Origin of the sequence: Pseudomonas sp. P7779, from assembly GCF_013386315.1 — a bacterium.
GTDB lineage: Bacteria > Pseudomonadota > Gammaproteobacteria > Pseudomonadales > Pseudomonadaceae > Aquipseudomonas.
Window position 1 is genome coordinate 85,727 of record NZ_JACARZ010000029.1, and the last position, 18,390, is coordinate 104,116.

Annotated in this window: 14 protein-coding genes, 4 tRNA genes and 1 rRNA gene; all 19 read right to left on the bottom strand. The window is 55.6% G+C overall.

Annotated features, from left to right (window positions below):
* Positions 1 to 25: 25 nt before the first annotated feature.
* A complete protein-coding gene (gene fusA / locus HX869_RS10695) occupies positions 26 to 2,131 on the bottom strand; it encodes an elongation factor G (protein ID WP_003210087.1) in 2,106 nt (701 codons plus the stop codon).
* Between the two features lie 30 nt (positions 2,132 to 2,161).
* A complete protein-coding gene (gene rpsG / locus HX869_RS10700; protein ID WP_002555493.1) occupies positions 2,162 to 2,632 on the bottom strand; it encodes a 30S ribosomal protein S7 in 471 nt (156 codons plus the stop codon).
* Between the two features lie 118 nt (positions 2,633 to 2,750).
* Entirely contained in the window at positions 2,751 to 3,122 is a 372-nt protein-coding gene (gene rpsL / locus HX869_RS10705; protein ID WP_002555494.1) for a 30S ribosomal protein S12, read from the bottom strand.
* A 216-nt stretch (positions 3,123 to 3,338) separates the two neighbouring features.
* On the bottom strand, positions 3,339 to 7,538 hold the full coding sequence (gene rpoC / locus HX869_RS10710; protein WP_003210090.1) for a DNA-directed RNA polymerase subunit beta': 4,200 nt from the start codon (positions 7,536 to 7,538) through the stop codon (positions 3,339 to 3,341).
* Between the two features lie 64 nt (positions 7,539 to 7,602).
* Complete coding sequence (gene rpoB / locus HX869_RS10715) at positions 7,603 to 11,676, bottom strand: DNA-directed RNA polymerase subunit beta (RefSeq protein ID WP_008436421.1); 4,074 nt, start codon at positions 11,674 to 11,676, stop codon at positions 7,603 to 7,605.
* Positions 11,677 to 11,896: 220 nt separating this feature from the next.
* On the bottom strand, positions 11,897 to 12,262 hold the full coding sequence (rplL, locus tag HX869_RS10720) for a 50S ribosomal protein L7/L12 (protein ID WP_003210093.1): 366 nt from the start codon (positions 12,260 to 12,262) through the stop codon (positions 11,897 to 11,899).
* 78 nt (positions 12,263 to 12,340) lie between these two features.
* Positions 12,341 to 12,841 carry a 50S ribosomal protein L10 gene (gene rplJ, locus HX869_RS10725; RefSeq protein ID WP_003210095.1) on the bottom strand — a complete coding sequence of 167 codons (501 nt, stop codon included), beginning with the start codon at positions 12,839 to 12,841 and terminating at the stop codon, positions 12,341 to 12,343.
* Positions 12,842 to 13,039: 198 nt separating this feature from the next.
* On the bottom strand, positions 13,040 to 13,735 hold the full coding sequence (gene rplA / locus HX869_RS10730) for a 50S ribosomal protein L1 (RefSeq protein WP_003176434.1): 696 nt from the start codon (positions 13,733 to 13,735) through the stop codon (positions 13,040 to 13,042).
* A complete protein-coding gene (gene rplK, locus HX869_RS10735; RefSeq protein WP_003210097.1) occupies positions 13,735 to 14,166 on the bottom strand; it encodes a 50S ribosomal protein L11 in 432 nt (143 codons plus the stop codon). The genes rplA and rplK overlap by 1 nt, the downstream gene beginning before the upstream one ends.
* A gap of 117 nt (positions 14,167 to 14,283) precedes the next feature.
* Positions 14,284 to 14,817 carry a transcription termination/antitermination protein NusG gene (gene nusG, locus HX869_RS10740; protein ID WP_003176436.1) on the bottom strand — a complete coding sequence of 178 codons (534 nt, stop codon included), beginning with the start codon at positions 14,815 to 14,817 and terminating at the stop codon, positions 14,284 to 14,286.
* 9 nt (positions 14,818 to 14,826) lie between these two features.
* Positions 14,827 to 15,195, bottom strand: coding sequence for a preprotein translocase subunit SecE (secE, locus tag HX869_RS10745; RefSeq protein ID WP_003210099.1), 369 nt, complete (start codon positions 15,193 to 15,195; stop codon positions 14,827 to 14,829).
* 45 nt (positions 15,196 to 15,240) lie between these two features.
* Positions 15,241 to 15,316 (bottom strand) — tRNA-Trp (locus tag HX869_RS10750).
* 163 nt (positions 15,317 to 15,479) lie between these two features.
* Positions 15,480 to 15,555, bottom strand: a tRNA-Thr gene (locus HX869_RS10755).
* A 26-nt stretch (positions 15,556 to 15,581) separates the two neighbouring features.
* Positions 15,582 to 15,655 (bottom strand) — tRNA-Gly (locus HX869_RS10760).
* A gap of 23 nt (positions 15,656 to 15,678) precedes the next feature.
* A tRNA-Tyr gene (locus HX869_RS10765) sits at positions 15,679 to 15,763 on the bottom strand.
* A gap of 143 nt (positions 15,764 to 15,906) precedes the next feature.
* Positions 15,907 to 16,353 carry a hypothetical protein gene (locus HX869_RS10770; RefSeq protein WP_087692334.1) on the bottom strand — a complete coding sequence of 149 codons (447 nt, stop codon included), beginning with the start codon at positions 16,351 to 16,353 and terminating at the stop codon, positions 15,907 to 15,909.
* Between the two features lie 7 nt (positions 16,354 to 16,360).
* Positions 16,361 to 17,110 (bottom strand): pantothenate kinase, encoded by a 750-nt coding sequence (locus HX869_RS10775; RefSeq protein ID WP_087692333.1) that lies wholly within the window; start codon positions 17,108 to 17,110, stop codon positions 16,361 to 16,363.
* Positions 17,100 to 18,059 carry a bifunctional biotin--[acetyl-CoA-carboxylase] ligase/biotin operon repressor BirA gene (birA, locus tag HX869_RS10780; protein ID WP_003210105.1) on the bottom strand — a complete coding sequence of 320 codons (960 nt, stop codon included), beginning with the start codon at positions 18,057 to 18,059 and terminating at the stop codon, positions 17,100 to 17,102. The genes HX869_RS10775 and birA overlap by 11 nt, the downstream gene beginning before the upstream one ends.
* A gap of 168 nt (positions 18,060 to 18,227) precedes the next feature.
* A 5S ribosomal RNA gene (rrf, locus tag HX869_RS10785) occupies positions 18,228 to 18,343 on the bottom strand.
* Between the last annotated feature and the right edge of the window lie 47 nt (positions 18,344 to 18,390).

Consider the following 18,390-nt stretch of genomic DNA (forward strand, 5'->3'; position numbering starts at 1 on the left):
TTAACTCCTTGCCTAAAGGACTGAATCAGCCTTGTTTTTTGGATACAGTTTCAGCGATGTGCGCCGGAGCTGTGTTGTATTTTTTGAATTCCATAGAGTAGCTTGCGCGACCCTGAGACATGGAACGAACGTCGGTCGCATAACCGAACATCTCGCCCAACGGAACCTCGGCACGAATCACTTTGCCGGAAACCGTATCTTCCATACCCAAGATCATGCCGCGACGACGGTTAAGGTCGCCCATCACGTCACCCATGTAGTCTTCAGGCGTAACGACTTCTACTGCCATGATTGGCTCAAGCAACTCACCACCGCCCTTCTGGGCCAGTTGCTTGGTAGCCATGGAAGCAGCCACCTTAAACGCCATCTCGTTGGAGTCGACGTCGTGGTAAGAACCGTCAAAAACGGTCGCCTTCAGGCCGATGAGCGGATAGCCGGCAACAACACCGTTCTTCATCTGCTCTTCGATACCCTTCTGGATAGCCGGGATGTATTCCTTAGGAACAACACCGCCCACTACTTCGTTCACGAATTGCAGACCTTCCTGACCTTCATCAGCAGGAGCAAAACGGATCCAGCAATGGCCGAACTGGCCACGACCGCCGGACTGACGAACGAATTTGCCTTCGATTTCGCAGTTCTTCGTGATGCGCTCACGATAGGAAACCTGAGGCTTACCGATGTTGGCTTCGACGTTGAACTCACGGCGCATCCGGTCAACCAGGATGTCCAGGTGAAGCTCGCCCATGCCGGAGATGATCGTTTGACCAGTCTCTTCATCAGTCTTGACGCGGAAAGATGGATCTTCCTGAGCAAGCTTGCCCAGAGCGATACCCATTTTTTCCTGGTCATCCTTGGTCTTAGGCTCAACGGCAACCGAAATAACCGGCTCCGGGAAGTCCATGCGAACCAGGATGATTGGCTTGGCAGCGTCGCACAAGGTCTCACCAGTGGTGACGTCCTTCATGCCGATCAGGGCCGCGATGTCACCAGCGCGTACTTCCTTGATCTCTTCACGGGCGTTTGCGTGCATTTGCACCATACGACCCACACGCTCTTTCTTGCCTTTAACCGAGTTGATCACGCCGTCGCCGGAGGCCAACACGCCCGAGTAAACGCGGACGAAGGTCAAAGTACCCACGAATGGGTCAGTAGCGATCTTGAACGCCAGAGCCGAGAACGGCTCGCTGTCATCGGCGTGACGCTCCATCTCTTCTTCCTCGTTATCAGGGTTGGTACCCTTGATAGCAGGAATGTCGGTTGGAGCAGGCAGGTAGTCGATAACGGCGTCGAGAACCAGGGGAACACCCTTGTTCTTGAAGGAAGAACCGCAAACAGCCAGAACGATCTCACCAGCGATAGTACGCTGACGCAGAGCGGCCTTGATTTCCACGTTGGTGAGTTCTTCACCTTCGAGGTACTTGTTCATCAGCTCTTCGCTGGCTTCGGCAGCAGCCTCAACCATGTTGTTACGCCACTCGTCAGCCAGCTCCTGCAGTTCTGCAGGGATAGGCTTACGAACAGGAACCATGCCTTTGTCAGCGTCATTCCAGTAAACAGCTTCCATGTTGATCAGATCGATCTGACCCTGGAAGTTGTCTTCGGAACCGATAGCCAACTGGATTGGCACCGGAGTGTGACCCAGACGCTGTTTGATCTGACCGATCACGCGCAGGAAGTTGGCACCAGCACGGTCCATCTTGTTTACGTAAACAAGACGTGGAACGCCGTACTTGTTGGCCTGACGCCATACGGTTTCCGACTGAGGCTCAACACCCGAAGTACCGCAGAACACAACGACAGCGCCGTCGAGTACACGCAGGGAACGCTCAACTTCAATGGTGAAGTCTACGTGGCCCGGGGTATCGATTACGTTGAAGCGGTGCTCGTCCTTGTACTGCTTCTCGGAACCTTTCCAGAAGGCGGTAATAGCAGCAGAAGTAATGGTAATACCACGCTCCTGCTCCTGAACCATCCAGTCTGTGGTCGCGGCGCCGTCATGCACCTCGCCCATTTTGTGACTTTTGCCGGTGTAAAACAGTACGCGCTCGGTGGTGGTGGTTTTACCAGCATCCACGTGAGCAACGATACCGATGTTACGGTAGCGGCTAATCGGAGTAGTACGAGCCATAAAGCCCTCGCAAAATTAGTGAAGCTAGAATTAGAAGCGGTAGTGCGAGAAAGCTTTGTTGGCTTCAGCCATACGGTGCACGTCTTCACGCTTCTTAACAGCAGCACCTTTACCTTCAGCAGCGTCCAACAGTTCGCCAGCCAAACGCAGGGCCATAGACTTCTCGCCGCGCTTACGGGCGAAGTCTACCAACCAGCGCATTGCCAAAGCGTTACGACGGGACGGGCGAACTTCAACCGGAACCTGGTAAGTAGCACCGCCTACACGGCGCGACTTCACTTCGACCAGCGGAGCGATGGCGTCGAGAGCTTTCTCGAAGATTTCCAGGGGGTCGCTGTTCTTGCGTTCTTTAACCTTTTCCAGCGCGCCATAAACGATACGCTCGGCAACGGCTTTCTTGCCGCTTTCCATTACGTGGTTCATGAACTTGGCCAGGATTTGGCTTCCGTATTTTGGATCGTCAAGCACTTCGCGCTTGGCTGCTACGCGTCTTCTTGGCATGGATAAGCCCTCAAACGGTCTTCAGGTTCGCTCGGAATCGGTGCCCTTTCGGGACGCCTCCGACCTTACTCTTATCGACTCAGAAAATAAGATGATTCAGTTTTACAAAAAGCCGCTACTACTTAGGCTTCTTGGTACCGTACTTCGAACGACCCTGGTTACGACCTTTAACGCCGGAAGTATCCAAGGAGCCGCGTACGGTGTGGTAACGAACACCTGGCAAGTCTTTTACACGACCGCCGCGGATCAGTACCACGCTGTGCTCTTGCAGGTTGTGACCTTCACCGCCGATGTACGAGGAAACCTCGAAACCGTTGGTCAGGCGCACACGGCATACTTTACGCAGTGCCGAGTTAGGTTTTTTCGGCGTAGTGGTATACACGCGAGTGCATACGCCACGACGTTGCGGGCAGTTCTGCAGCGCAGGCACGTCGGATTTCTCGACGATACGCTTACGCGGCTGACGTACCAGCTGGTTGATAGTTGCCATCTACTAGCTCCACTGTTGTCTTGCGACGCTATTGTCTTGCAAGAAAAGCAAAATGGCAGGAACGAATTCCCGCCAAATTTAGGGGTACAAGAGTCTAAAGAGGATCTTGTCCCCAGTCAAGGCAAGGCCCCGACCTCCCCTTCCATCGAACCGGGACAAATCTGTCTCGATCCGACGAACGGGGCTGCCAGGGCCCGGTCTTATTTACCGCAGAACTCAGTTACCGCTTGAGTTCAGCGCTTCGGTCAGTGCAGCTTCCACTTCACTGGCGCTTACGCGCAACGGCTTGTCGAGTTCACGGCGACGCTTACGCTCGCTGTGGTAGGCCAAACCGGTACCGGCCGGGATCAGACGACCCACAACCACGTTTTCTTTCAGGCCGCGCAGGTAATCGCGCTTGCCGGTTACCGCTGCTTCGGTCAGTACGCGAGTGGTCTCCTGGAAGGAGGCCGCCGAGATGAACGACTCAGTGGACAACGACGCCTTGGTGATACCCAGCAACACACGAGTGAACTTGGAAACGAATTTCTCGTCGTTCGCCAGGCGCTCGTTCTCTACCAGTACGTGAGTCAGTTCCATCTGGTCGCCCTTGATGAAACTCGAATCGCCGGATTCAGCGATTTCAACTTTACGCAGCATCTGACGCAGGATGGTCTCGATGTGCTTATCGTTGATCTTCACGCCTTGCAGACGGTAAACGTCCTGGATCTCGTTAACGATGTACTTGGCCAGCGCACTCACACCCAGCAGACGCAGGATGTCGTGTGGATCGCTCGGGCCGTCGGAGATAACTTCGCCGCGGTTTACCTGTTCGCCTTCGAAGACGTTCAGGTGACGCCACTTCGGAATCAGCTCTTCGTACGGATCGCTACCGTCGTTCGGGGTGATAACCAGGCGGCGCTTGCCCTTGGTCTCTTTACCGAACGCGATGGTGCCGCTGACTTCAGCCAGAATCGACGCTTCTTTCGGACGACGAGCTTCGAACAAGTCGGCAACACGCGGCAGACCACCGGTGATGTCACGGGTCTTCGAAGTTTCTTGCGGGATACGAGCGATAACATCACCGATCGCGATCTTCGCACCATCCGCAACACCGACCAGGGCGTTGGCTGGCAGGAAGTACTGAGCGATAACGTCAGTGCCTGGCAGCAACAGATCCTTGCCGTTGTCATCAACCATCTTCACGGCAGGACGGATATCTTTGCCTGCAGCTGGACGGTCTTTGGCGTCGAGTACTTCAATGTTGGTCATACCGGTCAATTCGTCAGTCTGACGCTTGATCGTGATGCCTTCTTCCATGCCCACGTAGGTCACGGTACCTTTCATTTCGGTAACGATTGGGTGAGTGTGTGGATCCCACTTGGCCACGATTGCGCCAGCGTCGACCTTGTCACCTTCTTTAACCGAAATCACAGCACCGTACGGCAGCTTGTAACGCTCGCGCTCACGACCGTAGTCATCAGCGATTGCCAGCTCACCGGAACGGGACACAGCAACCAGGTGGCCATCCACTCGCTCAACGTGCTTCAGGTTGTGCAGACGGACGGTACCGCCATTCTTCACCTGAACGCTGTCGGCGGCGGAGGTCCGGCTTGCCGCACCACCGATGTGGAACGTACGCATGGTCAGCTGGGTACCCGGCTCACCGATGGACTGGGCAGCGATAACGCCGACCGCTTCACCGATGTTCACCTGGTGACCACGAGCCAAGTCACGGCCGTAGCACTTGGCGCAAATGCCGTAGCGGGTTTCGCAGCTGATCGGCGAGCGAACAATCACTTCGTCGATGCTGTTGAGTTCGATGAACTCGACCCACTTCTCGTCTACCAGGGTGCCGGCAGGAACGATGACTTCCTCGGTACCTGGCTTGAATACGTCACGGGCGATTACTCGACCCAGTACGCGCTCACCCAACGGTTCTACAACGTCGCCGCCTTCGATGTGCGGAGTCATCAGCAGACCGTGTTCGGTGCCGCAGTCAACTTCAGTCACAACCAAGTCTTGCGCAACGTCTACCAGACGACGAGTCAGGTAACCGGAGTTAGCGGTTTTCAACGCGGTATCCGCCAGACCTTTACGAGCACCGTGAGTCGAGATGAAGTACTGAAGTACGCTCAAACCTTCACGGAAGTTCGCAGTAATCGGCGTTTCGATGATGGAACCGTCCGGCTTGGCCATCAGGCCACGCATACCGGCGAGCTGACGGATCTGCGCAGCAGAACCCCGTGCGCCCGAGTCGGCCATCATGTACATCGAGTTGAACGACTCTTGATCGACTTCCACGCCATGACGGTCGATAACACGCTCTTTCGAGAGGTTCGACATCATCGCCTTCGACACTTCGTCGTTGGCCTTGGACCAAAGGTCGATCACTTTGTTGTACTTCTCGCCCTGGGTTACCAGGCCGGAGGCGTACTGGCTTTCGATCTCTTTCACTTCATCGGTGGCAGCACCGATGATGGCGGCTTTCTCGTCCGGGATAACGAAGTCGTTAACACCGATGGAAACGCCGGAAATGGTCGAATAAGCAAAACCGGTGTACATCAACTGGTCAGCGAAGATAACGGTCTCTTTCAAACCAACCACGCGGTAGCACTGGTTGATCAGCTTGGAGATCGCCTTTTTCTTCATTGGCTGGTTGACCACGTCGTACGACAGGCCAGGTGGAACAACCTGGAACAGCAGCGCACGGCCGACAGTGGTGTCGACGATACGGGTGTTCTTGACGCTGCCACCGTCACGATCGTTGATGGTTTCGTGGATGCGGACTTTAACCTTGGCGTGCAGTGCGGCTTCGCCGGCACGGAACACACGGTCAACTTCCTGCAGATCCGCGAACACACGACCTTCGCCCTTGGCGTTGATCGCTTCACGAGTCATGTAGTACAGACCCAATACAACGTCCTGCGACGGAACGATGATTGGCTCACCGTTGGCTGGCGACAGAATGTTGTTGGTCGACATCATCAACGCACGCGCTTCCAGCTGGGCTTCCAGCGTCAGCGGTACGTGCACGGCCATTTGGTCGCCGTCGAAGTCGGCGTTGTACGCAGCACAGACCAGCGGGTGCAGCTGGATAGCCTTACCTTCGATCAGTACTGGTTCAAACGCCTGGATACCCAGACGGTGAAGGGTCGGTGCACGGTTGAGGAGAACCGGGTGTTCACGGATCACTTCAGCGAGAACGTCCCAAACCTCTGGCAGCTCGCGCTCGACCATTTTCTTGGCAGCTTTGATGGTGGTCGCGAGACCACGCATTTCCAGCTTGCCGAAAATGAACGGCTTGAACAGCTCGAGAGCCATCTTCTTCGGCAGACCGCACTGGTGCAGACGCAGGGTCGGGCCTACGGTAATTACCGAACGACCGGAGTAGTCAACACGCTTACCGAGCAAGTTCTGACGGAAACGACCCTGCTTACCCTTGATCATGTCAGCCAGGGATTTCAGAGGACGCTTGTTCGAACCGGTGATAGCGCGGCCACGACGACCGTTGTCGAGCAGGGCATCGACAGCTTCCTGCAACATACGCTTTTCGTTGCGCACGATGATGTCCGGAGCGGACAGGTCGAGCAGACGCTTCAAGCGGTTGTTACGGTTGATCACGCGACGGTACAGGTCGTTGAGGTCGGAAGTCGCGAAGCGACCGCCATCCAACGGTACCAGCGGACGCAGGTCTGGCGGCAGAACCGGCAGAACGGTCAGCACCATCCACTCTGGCAAGTTGCCGGAACCCTGGAAGGCTTCCATCAACTTCAGACGCTTGGACAGTTTCTTGATCTTGGTTTCGGAGTTGGTTTGCGGAATTTCTTCACGCAGACGGCCAATCTCGTGTTCCAGGTCGATAGCGTGCAGCAGCTCGCGGACAGCTTCGGCACCCATGCGGGCATCGAAATCGTCGCCGAACTCTTCCAGCGCTTCGAAATACTGCTCGTCGTTCAGCAGCTGACCCTTTTCAAGGGTGGTCATGCCTGGATCGATAACGACATAGCTCTCGAAGTAGAGAACGCGTTCGATATCACGCAGGGTCATGTCCATCAGCAAGCCGATACGGGACGGCAGTGATTTCAGGAACCAGATGTGGGCAACCGGCGAGGCCAGCTCGATGTGCGCCATGCGCTCACGACGAACCTTGGCCAGTGCAACTTCAACGCCGCACTTCTCGCAGATCACACCACGGTGCTTCAAGCGCTTGTACTTACCGCACAGGCACTCGTAATCCTTTACCGGGCCAAAGATCTTGGCGCAGAACAGGCCGTCACGCTCTGGTTTGAACGTACGGTAGTTGATGGTTTCCGGCTTTTTAACTTCACCGAACGACCACGAACGGATCATCTCAGGCGATGCCAACCCAATACGGATGGCGTCGAACTCTTCGACTTGACCCTGGTTTTTCAGCAAATTCAGTAGGTCTTTCAAGGCCTTTCCTCCTGGCGGAGCAGAGAGCGGGCTAAACAGCCCCGCTCTCGATTCGCGTCACGTGTTATTCGGTTTCCAGATCGATATCGATGCCGAGGGAACGAATTTCTTTGATCAACACGTTGAAAGACTCGGGCATGCCCGGCTCCATACGGTGATCGCCGTCCACGATGTTTTTGTACATCTTGGTCCGACCGTTCACATCGTCCGACTTCACTGTGAGCATTTCTTGCAGAGTGTAAGCAGCACCGTATGCTTCCAGTGCCCAGACCTCCATCTCCCCGAAACGCTGACCACCGAACTGAGCCTTACCACCCAGCGGCTGCTGGGTAACCAGGCTGTACGAACCGGTAGAACGAGCGTGCATCTTGTCGTCTACCAAGTGGTTCAGCTTCAGCATGTACATGTAGCCAACAGTAACCGGGCGCTCAAACTTGTTGCCGGTACGGCCGTCGAACAGCTGCATCTGGCCGCTTTCTGGCAGGTCTGCCAGTTTCAGCATGGCCTTGATTTCGCTTTCCTTGGCACCGTCGAACACCGGGGTAGCCATTGGAACGCCGCCGCGCAGGTTCTTCGCCAGATCCAGGATTTCCTGGTCGGAGAAGGTGTCCAGTTCTTCGTTGCGACCGCCGATCTCGTTGTAGATCTCGTGCAGGAACTTACGCAGGTCTGCGACCTTGCGCTGCTCTTCGATCATACGGTTGATCTTCTCGCCCAGACCTTTGGCCGCGAGGCCCAGGTGGGTTTCAAGGATCTGACCAACGTTCATACGCGAAGGTACGCCCAACGGGTTGAGGACGACGTCTACCGGGGTGCCATTGGCATCGTGCGGCATGTCTTCAACCGGCATGATCACGGAGACCACACCTTTGTTACCGTGACGACCGGCCATCTTGTCGCCCGGCTGGATGCGGCGACGGATTGCCAGGTAAACCTTGACGATTTTCAGCACGCCTGGAGCCAGGTCATCGCCCTGCTGCAGTTTGCGCTTCTTGTCTTCGAACTTGTCGTCCAGCAGACGGCGACGATCGACGATGTAGGCCTGGGCCTTCTCGAGCTGCTCGTTCAGAGCATCTTCAGCCATGCGCAGTTTGAACCACTGCCCGTGCTCAAGACCGTCGAGTACTTCGTCGGTGATGTCCTGACCTTTCTTCAGACCTGCGCCGCCTTCAGCCTTGTGGCCTACCAGGGCGGAACGCAGACGTTCGAAGGTCGCGCCTTCAACGATACGGAACTCTTCGTTCAGATCCTTGCGGATCTCGTCGAGTTGGGTCTTCTCGATGGACAGCGCACGAGCATCACGCTCAACGCCGTCACGGGTGAAGACCTGTACGTCGATGACAGTGCCCTTGGTACCGGTAGGTACACGCAGGGAAGTGTCTTTAACGTCGCTGGCTTTTTCACCGAAGATGGCACGCAACAGCTTCTCTTCCGGAGTCAGTTGGGTCTCGCCTTTCGGAGTGACCTTGCCTACCAGGATGTCGCCTGCGCCAACTTCAGCACCTACGTAAACGATACCGGCTTCGTCCAGCTTGTTCAGTGCAGCTTCACCCACGTTCGGGATGTCTGCAGTGATTTCCTCTGGCCCAAGCTTGGTGTCACGCGCCACACAGGTCAGTTCCTGAATGTGGATCGTGGTGAAGCGATCTTCCTGAACCACACGCTCGGACAGGCAGATGGAGTCTTCGAAGTTGTAACCGTTCCAGGCCATGAACGCGATGCGCATGTTCTGGCCCAGTGCCAGCTCACCCATATCGGTGGACGGACCGTCTGCCATGATGTCGCTGCGCTGAACCCGATCACCCTTGCTGACCAGCGGACGCTGGTTGATGCAGGTGTTCTGGTTGGAGCGGGTGTATTTGGTCAGGTTGTAGATGTCGACACCGGCTTCGCCAGTTTCAACTTCGTCATCGGCAACACGAACCACGATACGGCTGGCATCAACGGAGTCGATCACGCCGCCACGACGAGCCACGACGCAAACGCCGGAGTCACGGGCTACGTTACGCTCCATGCCGGTACCTACCAGCGGCTTGTCAGCGCGCAGGGTCGGTACAGCTTGACGCTGCATGTTGGAACCCATCAACGCACGGTTGGCGTCATCGTGTTCCAGGAACGGGATCAGCGACGCTGCAACCGAAACTACCTGCTTCGGCGATACGTCCATCAAGGTGACGTCTTCCGGCGCCTTGACGGTGAACTCGTTCAAGTGACGAACAGCTACCAGCTCGTCGATCAGCATTTTCTTGTCGTTCATCGTGGCCGAAGCCTGAGCGATCACGTGATCAGCTTCTTCGATGGCGGACAGGAACACGATCTCGTCGGTGACCAGTGCGTCTTTCACCACGCGGTACGGGCTCTCGAGGAAGCCGTACTGGTTGGTGCGCGCGTAGGCAGCCAGGGAGTTGATCAGACCGATGTTCGGACCTTCCGGCGTTTCAATCGGGCATACACGACCGTAGTGAGTCGGGTGTACGTCACGGACTTCAAAGCCTGCACGCTCACGAGTCAGACCGCCCGGGCCCAGTGCGGAAACACGGCGCTTGTGGGTGATCTCGGAGAGCGGGTTGTTCTGGTCCATGAACTGCGAGAGCTGGCTGGAACCGAAGAACTCTTTCACCGCCGCAGCCACTGGCTTGGCGTTGATCAGGTCTTGCGGCATCAGGCCTTCGCTTTCGGCCATCGACAGACGCTCTTTGACCGCACGCTCAACACGTACCAGGCCAACGCGGAACTGGTTCTCGGCCATTTCGCCTACGCAGCGAACACGACGGTTACCCAGGTGGTCGATGTCATCGACGATGCCTTTGCCGTTACGGATGTCGACCAGGGTCTTCAGTACCGCGACGATGTCTTCCTTGCACAGCACGCCCGAACCTTCGATCTCGGTACGACCGATACGACGGTTGAACTTCATCCGGCCGACCGCAGACAGGTCATAGCGCTCAGGGCTGAAGAACAGGTTGTTGAACAGGGTCTCGGCAGCGTCTTTGGTTGGTGGCTCGCCAGGACGCATCATGCGATAGATCTCGACCAGCGCTTCCAATTGGTTGCTGGTGGAGTCGATCTTCAGGGTGTCGGAGACGAACGGGCCGCAGTCGATGTCGTTGGTGTACAGGGTCTCGATGCGAACAACCTGGGACTTGGCGATTTTCGCCAGGATCTCGGTGTTCAGCTCGGTGTTGCATTCAGCCAGGATTTCGCCGGTGGCCGGGTGCACGATGACCTTGGCGGTGGTGCGACCCAGGACGTAGTCCAGAGGCACTTCCAGCGTCTTGATACCGGCTTTTTCGATCTGGTTGATGTGGCGCGCGGTAATACGACGGCCGGCTTCAACGATGACCTTGCCTTTGTCGTCCTGGATGTCCAGAACGGCAATCTCACCACGCAGGCGCTGAGGCACCAGTTCCAGGCTGAGGGTTTCGCCGCTCAGGTGGAATACGTTAGTGGTGTAGAAAGCGTCCAGCACTTGCTCAGTGGTATAGCCGAGCGCGCGCAGCAGTACCGAGGCCGGCAGCTTGCGACGACGGTCGATACGCACGAACACGCAGTCTTTCGGGTCGAACTCGAAGTCCAACCACGAACCGCGGTACGGAATGATCCGCGCGGAGTACAGGAGCTTGCCGGAGCTGTGCGTCTTGCCGCGGTCGTGGTCAAAGAACACGCCCGGGGAACGGTGCAGCTGGGAAACGATAACGCGCTCGGTACCGTTGATAACGAAGGTACCGTTCTCAGTCATCAGGGGGATTTCACCCATGTAGACTTCTTGCTCTTTGATGTCCTTGATCGCTTTGTTCGACGACTCTTTGTCGAAGATGATCAGACGGACTTTTACCCGCAAAGGTACGGCGTACGTAACACCGCGCAACACGCATTCTTTGACATCAAATGCCGGTTCGCCCAGGCGATAACCGACGTACTCCAGCGCAGCATTGCCGGAGTAGCTGATGATCGGGAAAACGGATTTGAAGGCCGCATGCAGGCCCACGTCGCGGAACTGATCTTTGGTCGCTCCCGCCTGCAAGAATTCACGATACGAATCCAGCTGGATAGCCAGAAGGTACGGGACATCCATGACGTCCGGCAACTTGCTAAAGTCCTTGCGGATACGTTTTTTCTCAGTATATGAGTAAGCCATCAGCGTTCCCCAGCTTGGTCACCTGCTTGTTTGGCCCCTCCCGACGGGAGCAGCCAGAAAATCTTGCAAACCCCATGGTTTGCGCCACCGCATCGGGTGGTTACAGCGCGTTATAGGCGACGACCGAGTCGATTGCCAATAACGGAAAAAGGCCGGTGGCAAGAGCCACCAGCCATCAGCCTTCAGCTTAACGCTTGGGCTGGAGACGCAAGGTCGATGCTTACTTCAGCTCGACTTTAGCGCCTGCTTCTTCCAGCACTGCTTTAGCTTTGTCAGCTGCGTCTTTCGACACTGCTTCCAGAACCTGGGCAGGGGCGCCGTCAACTACTGCCTTGGCTTCTTTCAGGCCCAGACCGGTCAGTTCACGTACTGCCTTGATCACGTTTACTTTCTTCTCGCCAGCTTCCAGCAGCATGACGTTGAATTCGGTTTGCTCTTCAGCAGCAACAGCGGCAACAGCTGGGCCAGCCGAAGCAGCGGCAGCGGAAACACCGAATTTTTCTTCGAAAGCTTTGATCAGCTCAACAACCTGCAGAACCGACATTTCAGCTACGGCGTTGAGGATATCGTCTTGGGAGATAGACATTGCTGTAATTCCTGAATTGGGGGACGGCCTACGCGGCCATCGAAATAAACAAAAATACGCGAGAGGAGATGCTCAGCCTTAGGCTGCGGCAGCTTCTTTTTGCTCGCGAACTGCGGCCAGAGTACGAGCCAACTTGCTGGTAGCGCCTTGAATCACGCTCATCAGCTGAGAAATAGCTTCGTTACGGGTCGGCAGTGTTGCCAGTACGTCGATTTGGTTAGCTGCGAGGAACTTGCCCTCGAACGCAGCTGCCTTGATCTCGAACTTATCCTGACCCTTGGCGAATTCCTTGAACAAACGGGCAGCAGCGCCAGGATGTTCCTTGGAGAACGCAATCAGGGTCGGGCCAGTGAACACGTCGTTGAGGACACTGTATTCAGTGTCAGCAACAGCGCGCTTGAGCAGGGTGTTACGTACAACACGTACGTATACGCCAGCTTCACGAGCCTCTTTACGGAGTCCGGTCATAGCGCTTACTGTCACACCACGGGCATCAGCCACGACAGCGGACAGAGCAGCTTTGGCAGCCTCGTTGACTTCAGCGACGATGGCCTTCTTGTCTTCGAGATTAATTGCCACGGGTTTAACTCCTGCTTGTTACCGTTTCATCTGGCCTGGGCCGGATGTCGTTTTGGTGTCTGATTCGGTAAGGAACCGGGAGCACCATCTGCGTAGGCTTGTGGTTTAAGACTTGCGTCGCCTACGGTCTTGGATAGCCCCCGCGAGGCAGGGACCCCAATCTTTCAATTGGCGCAATTACTTGCGCCAATTTGTGTCTTATACGTCCAGCGAGCCTTGGTCGATGACCAGACCTGGGCCCATAGTGGTGCTCAGGGTAACGCGCTTGACGTAGATACCTTTCGAGGAAGCTGGCTTGATACGCTTCAGATCAGCGATCAGGGCTTCAACGTTTTCCTTCAGCTTGACGGCATCAAAGCCGACTTTGCCAACGGAGGTGTGAATGATGCCGTTTTTGTCGGTGCGATAACGAACCTGACCAGCCTTGGCGTTTTTAACCGCGGTAGCTACGTCTGGAGTCACGGTGCCGACTTTAGGGTTAGGCATCAGACCACGTGGACCAAGGATCTGACCCAGCTGACCTACAACGCGCATTGCATCCGGGGAAGCAATTACGACGTCATAGTTCAGGTCGCCGCCTTTCATTTCGGCAGCCAGGTCGTCCATGCCAACGCGATCGGCGCCGGCGGCCAGAGCAGCTTCAGCTGCTGGGCCTTGGGTGAAGACAGCTACACGTACGGTCTTGCCAGTACCGTGTGGCAGCACAGTAGCGCTACGAACGACCTGGTCGGATTTACGTGGGTCAACGCCCAGGTTTACAGCAACGTCAACAGACTCGCTGAACTTGACAGTCGACAGCTCGGTCAGCAGAGCAGCAGCGTCTACAAAATTGTAGGACTTGCCCGCTTCGATTTTGCCGGCGATAGCCTTTTGGCGCTTGGTCAGCTTAGCCATTACACACCCTCCACGTTAAGGCCCATGCTACGAGCAGAACCGGCGATGGTACGCACGGCTGCATCCATATCAGCTGCAGTCAGATCCGCGTTTTTGGTTTTCGCGATTTCTTCCAGCTGAGCACGGGTCACGGTGCCAACCTTAACGGTGTTAGGACGAGCGGAACCGCTAGTCAGACCAGCAGCTTTCTTCAACAGAACCGAAGCCGGGGTCGACTTGGTTTCGAAGGTGAAGCTACGGTCGCTGTATACAGTGATGATCACTGGAGTCGGCAGACCTGGCTCAATACCCTGAGTACGGGCGTTGAAGGCCTTGCAGAATTCCATGATGTTCACGCCGTGCTGACCCAGAGCTGGACCAACAGGTGGGCTTGGGTTGGCCTGAGCGGCCTTCACTTGCAGCTTGATGTAAGCGGTAATCTTCTTGGCCATGAGGCACTCCAATTACGGGTTCGAACGCCTCGAAAGGCTCCCCGGTTACTTGCGCGTTTATCCCAGTGACGACAAAACCCCACAGCCTAAGGCTGCGGGGTTGGGATGCTTGCTCAGCTAGACTTTTTCGACCTGGCTGAACTCTAGCTCTACCGGAGTAGAGCGACCGAAAATGAGCACTGCCACTTGGATCCGGCTCTTTTCGTAGTTAACTTCTTCGACGGTGCCGTTAAAATCAGCGAACGGACCATCTGTGACACGAACAACCTCACCCGGCTCGAACAACGTCTTCGGCTTGGGCTTGTCGCTACCATCAGCAACGCGACGCAGAATTGCTTCTGCTTCTTTGTCAGTGATCGGAGCAGGCTTATCAGCGGTACCGCCGATGAAACCCATGACGCGAGGAGTGTCCTTGACCAAGTGCCAAGTACCCTCATTCATGTCCATTTGAACCAGCACGTAGCCAGGGAAGAACTTACGTTCGCTTTTGCGTTTCTGGCCATTACGCATTTCAACCACTTCTTCAGTGGGAACCAGAATTTCGCCGAAGCCATCTTCCATGCCTGCCAGCTTTACGCGCTCTAGCAAAGAGCGCATGACATGCTTCTCGTAACCCGAGTAAGCATGCACAACGTACCAACGCTTAGCCACGGGACACCCTTAGCCAACAATCAAGGAAACAAGCCAGCCGAGCAGGGAATCAAGCCCCCACAACAGCAACGCCATAACCAGAACAACAGCCACCACGATCAACGTGGTCTGCGTGGTTTCTTGGCGAGTCGGCCAAACGACTTTACGGATCTCGGTACGAGCTTCCTTCACCAGGACCGCAAACGACTTGCCTTTTGCAGTCTGCAGGCCAACAAAGGCAGCAACAGCAGCAAGGGCGAGCAATGCGAGGACACGGTACAGGATTGGCGACCCAGAGTAGTACTGGTTGCCAACAACGCCTACAACCACAACAGCGACTACTACAAGCCACTTGAGCAGATCGAAGCGAGAGCCTTGAGCTTCAGCCTTAGGAGTCATCTATGAAGATCCTGTGAAAAGAAAGCCAGACACACCAAGTGAATCTGGCAGGTCAGGAGGGAATCGAACCCCCAACCTACGGTTTTGGAGACCGTCGCTCTGCCAATTGAGCTACTGACCTAAAACAAAATCAGGCCGACAATTATGCCGATCTGAAAAAGACTTTACAACAAAAAACCCCTGCAGACCTGAAACCTACCCAAACAAAACAGCAAGAGAGGGCACATTCAACCGGAGGTAGCTGTTAAAACAAAGGCAGATATTTTCATATCTGCCTTGTTATATGGAGCTCTTGAGCGGATTTGAACCGCTGACCTCACCCTTACCAAGGGTGTGCTCTACCAACTGAGCTACAAGAGCGAAACAACTTGCACAACCTGCAAACTTGGAGCGGGTAGCGGGAATCGAACCCGCATCATCAGCTTGGAAGGCTGAGGTTCTACCACTAAACTATACCCGCGGAGCTTGCAGCTCACGCTAAAATGGTGGAGGGGGAAGGATTCGAACCTTCGAAGTCGTAGACGTCAGATTTACAGTCTGATCCCTTTGGCCGCTCGGGAACCCCTCCTAAGCGAGCCGGCATTCTACATCATGCCAGCCTTCTGTCAAGCATTTTCTCATTAAAAAATATGAGGTTAGCTGCGTTGACCTTCACTTCACCCTGTCAACCTAGAAGGTCTTCACTGCGAAGCGGGCGCCATTCTATGCAAACTATTCGAAGGTTGCAATGCCTTCGCACGGCATTATTTTATGTTTTAACTCATTGAATTCATTAGCAAGGTTTTCAAAGGGCAGATCATCGGCCAGACGCCTGCTTTCAGGGGCCACTCGCAGCCAGTATCCCGACGCATCAGGCAGGTTCAGAGACTGCAGCCTGACCTTGATATCCAGGCTGGTGAGGCGCTGCTCAACGGACTGAGCCTCTTTCTGATCAGGCAAACCGCCGATATACAAGCACGTCGCCTGCGCATCAGGCGCTTTTGCCCTGTCTCGCCGAACCATCGCATCAGCCGATTCGCTCAACAGGCGGATATCTTGCTGAGAACCACGATAGAGAGCCAAAGGCGTGACATCTTTAGCGCGCAGAGGGGCCTCCTGCTGATGCCAGATGTAATAGAAGACATTGAGGACCAGCAAAAGCAGAAACAGCCAACGCATAAAAACCTCAGGACAAAGGGCACGCCATCGCCAAGCCAACAAAAACCAGATCAGGGACAAGCCTACCGTGAGGCACAGCGTCAGCCACGAGCTCAGCGTCCCCACCGGTAAGGAAGACGGTAAAATCGCTCCCCCAATAGCTTCGAGCCAACTCCAGCTGGGTCAACACAAAGCCCCTCAGCATCAGCGTACAGCCGCGCTCTACCGCCTCCACAGTTGTGCGCCCTGGAGACAGCGCCTCAAGAGCCCGTTCAGCGGCGATATCGTCATAGCGTATTTTGCGGGTATGTGTTCGAAGCTGATTACGCATCAGCGGCATCCCCGGACAAATGAAACCGCCGAGATGCTCACCGTCTGCGGAAATGAAGTCTGCTGTTGCGGCGGTGCCAAAATCGAGCACCAGGCACGCGCCCGACGCCAGCTGAAACCCACCCAGCATCGCGAGCCAACGATCCAGTCCCAGGCGCTCGAAATCTTCGTACCCGTTCCGCACCCCACCCATCTGCCTCGCCGAAGCAGCACACAGCACCTTGACGCCAAATGCCTCGACCAGGGTAGCGACCAGTTGACTCGTCTCATCCGAAGCGCGAACACTCACCAGCCGGCAGTCTTTTAACGCGAGCCCCGTGAGCGCGAACAGGCTGTCGATCAGCGAGGCATCCGACCCAACGACACCTTCGGCAAAGATACGAGCCTTATCCGACTCAAGTACCCGCCATTTGATAAAGCTATTCCCACAGTCGAGCTCAAGAATCATCACGCAACCTCAGGCTTAGCTCACCACCGCTATATACTTTCTCAACACCATCCACGCTCAACCGTAATGCACCTTGCCCATCGACCCCCAGTACCACGCCGTCAATCTGGTTCACGCCCGCGATGAGCGATACAGGCCGGCCCTGCCATAAATGGCTTTGCTCCCACTCACCCTGAATTGCCGAAAAGCCAGATGCCTGGTGACGCTCAAGATAAGCCTGCAGCTGCACTCCAAGACGCGCTACCAGGTAGTTGCGATCAACAGCACTGCCGCTCTCCAACTGTACGGAGCTCCATTGCTGATCGACCTCATCCGCCTTCTGCATGTTCACGTTGATGCCGATACCAATAACGACGTGACAGACGTCAGCGGGATCCCCGACCAGTTCCAGGAGAATTCCGGCGATCTTTTTCTGCCCGACCAAAACGTCATTTGGCCACTTCAACCCTGCACCACGAACACCCGCGTCGCGCAGCGCCTGCATAACTGCAAGTCCGACCACCAGGCTTAGCCCTTCCAACTGACGCATGCCGCCTTCGATCCGCATCACAAGGCTGTAGTAGACGTTTTGAGCGAAAGGACTGACCCACTTTCGTCCGCGCCTTCCCCTGCCTGCAGTTTGCTGTTCTGAAAGCACAAGAAATGGCGCAGTGCGACCCGATTCAATCAGCCGCAATGCCTCGGCATTGGTAGAGTCAATGGAGTCAGAGATATGAACAGGCCATGCAGGAACAGGTACATGCCGAGCTATTTCATCGGCACTTAACAGTATCAGGGGCGCAGCCAACTGATACCCCCTGCCGCGCACTTTATGGATAGGTAGACCCAATTCCGCCTCGAGATGCTGAAGCTGCTTCCATACAGCACTGCGACTGACACCCAAGGCAGCACCGAGCGCCTCCCCGGAGTGGAATCGACCATCTTTTAGAAGTTTCAACAACGTCAGCATGCAGGTCTCGCCTCACAATGAGGCACGCATGATAGCCATGCATTAGGCCATTGCATAGAAAGGCAGGACGTTAGCATTGAAGATGCTTGAAATTCGACCGCCCAAATTTTCCGACCGCCCAAAACAAAACCCCTGACTGCGTAAGCAATCAGGGGTTCTGGAATTTAATCTTGACGATGACCTACTCTCACATGGGGAAACCCCACACTACCATCGGCGATGCATCGTTTCACTGCTGAGTTCGGGATGGGATCAGGTGGTTCCAATGCTCTATGGTCGTCAAGAAATTCGGGTACTGAGTCGCGGCCAGCTGGCCTCGCTTCAGCAAATT

What these genes read in the sequence shown, in the direction of transcription:
- fusA (WP_003210087.1), bottom strand. Translation starts at nt 2,131, where the DNA reads ATGGCTCGTACTACTCCGATTAGCCGCTACCGTAACATCGGTATCGTT.
- rpsG (WP_002555493.1), bottom strand. Translation starts at nt 2,632, where the DNA reads ATGCCAAGAAGACGCGTAGCAGCCAAGCGCGAAGTGCTTGACGATCCA.
- rpsL (WP_002555494.1), bottom strand. Translation starts at nt 3,122, where the DNA reads ATGGCAACTATCAACCAGCTGGTACGTCAGCCGCGTAAGCGTATCGTC.
- rpoB (WP_008436421.1), bottom strand. Translation starts at nt 11,676, where the DNA reads ATGGCTTACTCATATACTGAGAAAAAACGTATCCGCAAGGACTTTAGC.
- rplL (WP_003210093.1), bottom strand. Translation starts at nt 12,262, where the DNA reads ATGTCTATCTCCCAAGACGATATCCTCAACGCCGTAGCTGAAATGTCG.
- rplA (WP_003176434.1), bottom strand. Translation starts at nt 13,735, where the DNA reads ATGGCTAAGCTGACCAAGCGCCAAAAGGCTATCGCCGGCAAAATCGAA.
- rplK (WP_003210097.1), bottom strand. Translation starts at nt 14,166, where the DNA reads ATGGCCAAGAAGATTACCGCTTACATCAAGCTGCAAGTGAAGGCCGCT.
- secE (WP_003210099.1), bottom strand. Translation starts at nt 15,195, where the DNA reads ATGACTCCTAAGGCTGAAGCTCAAGGCTCTCGCTTCGATCTGCTCAAG.
- HX869_RS10770 (WP_087692334.1), bottom strand. Translation starts at nt 16,353, where the DNA reads ATGCGTTGGCTGTTTCTGCTTTTGCTGGTCCTCAATGTCTTCTATTAC.
- HX869_RS10775 (WP_087692333.1), bottom strand. Translation starts at nt 17,110, where the DNA reads ATGATTCTTGAGCTCGACTGTGGGAATAGCTTTATCAAATGGCGGGTA.
- birA (WP_003210105.1), bottom strand. Translation starts at nt 18,059, where the DNA reads ATGCTGACGTTGTTGAAACTTCTAAAAGATGGTCGATTCCACTCCGGG.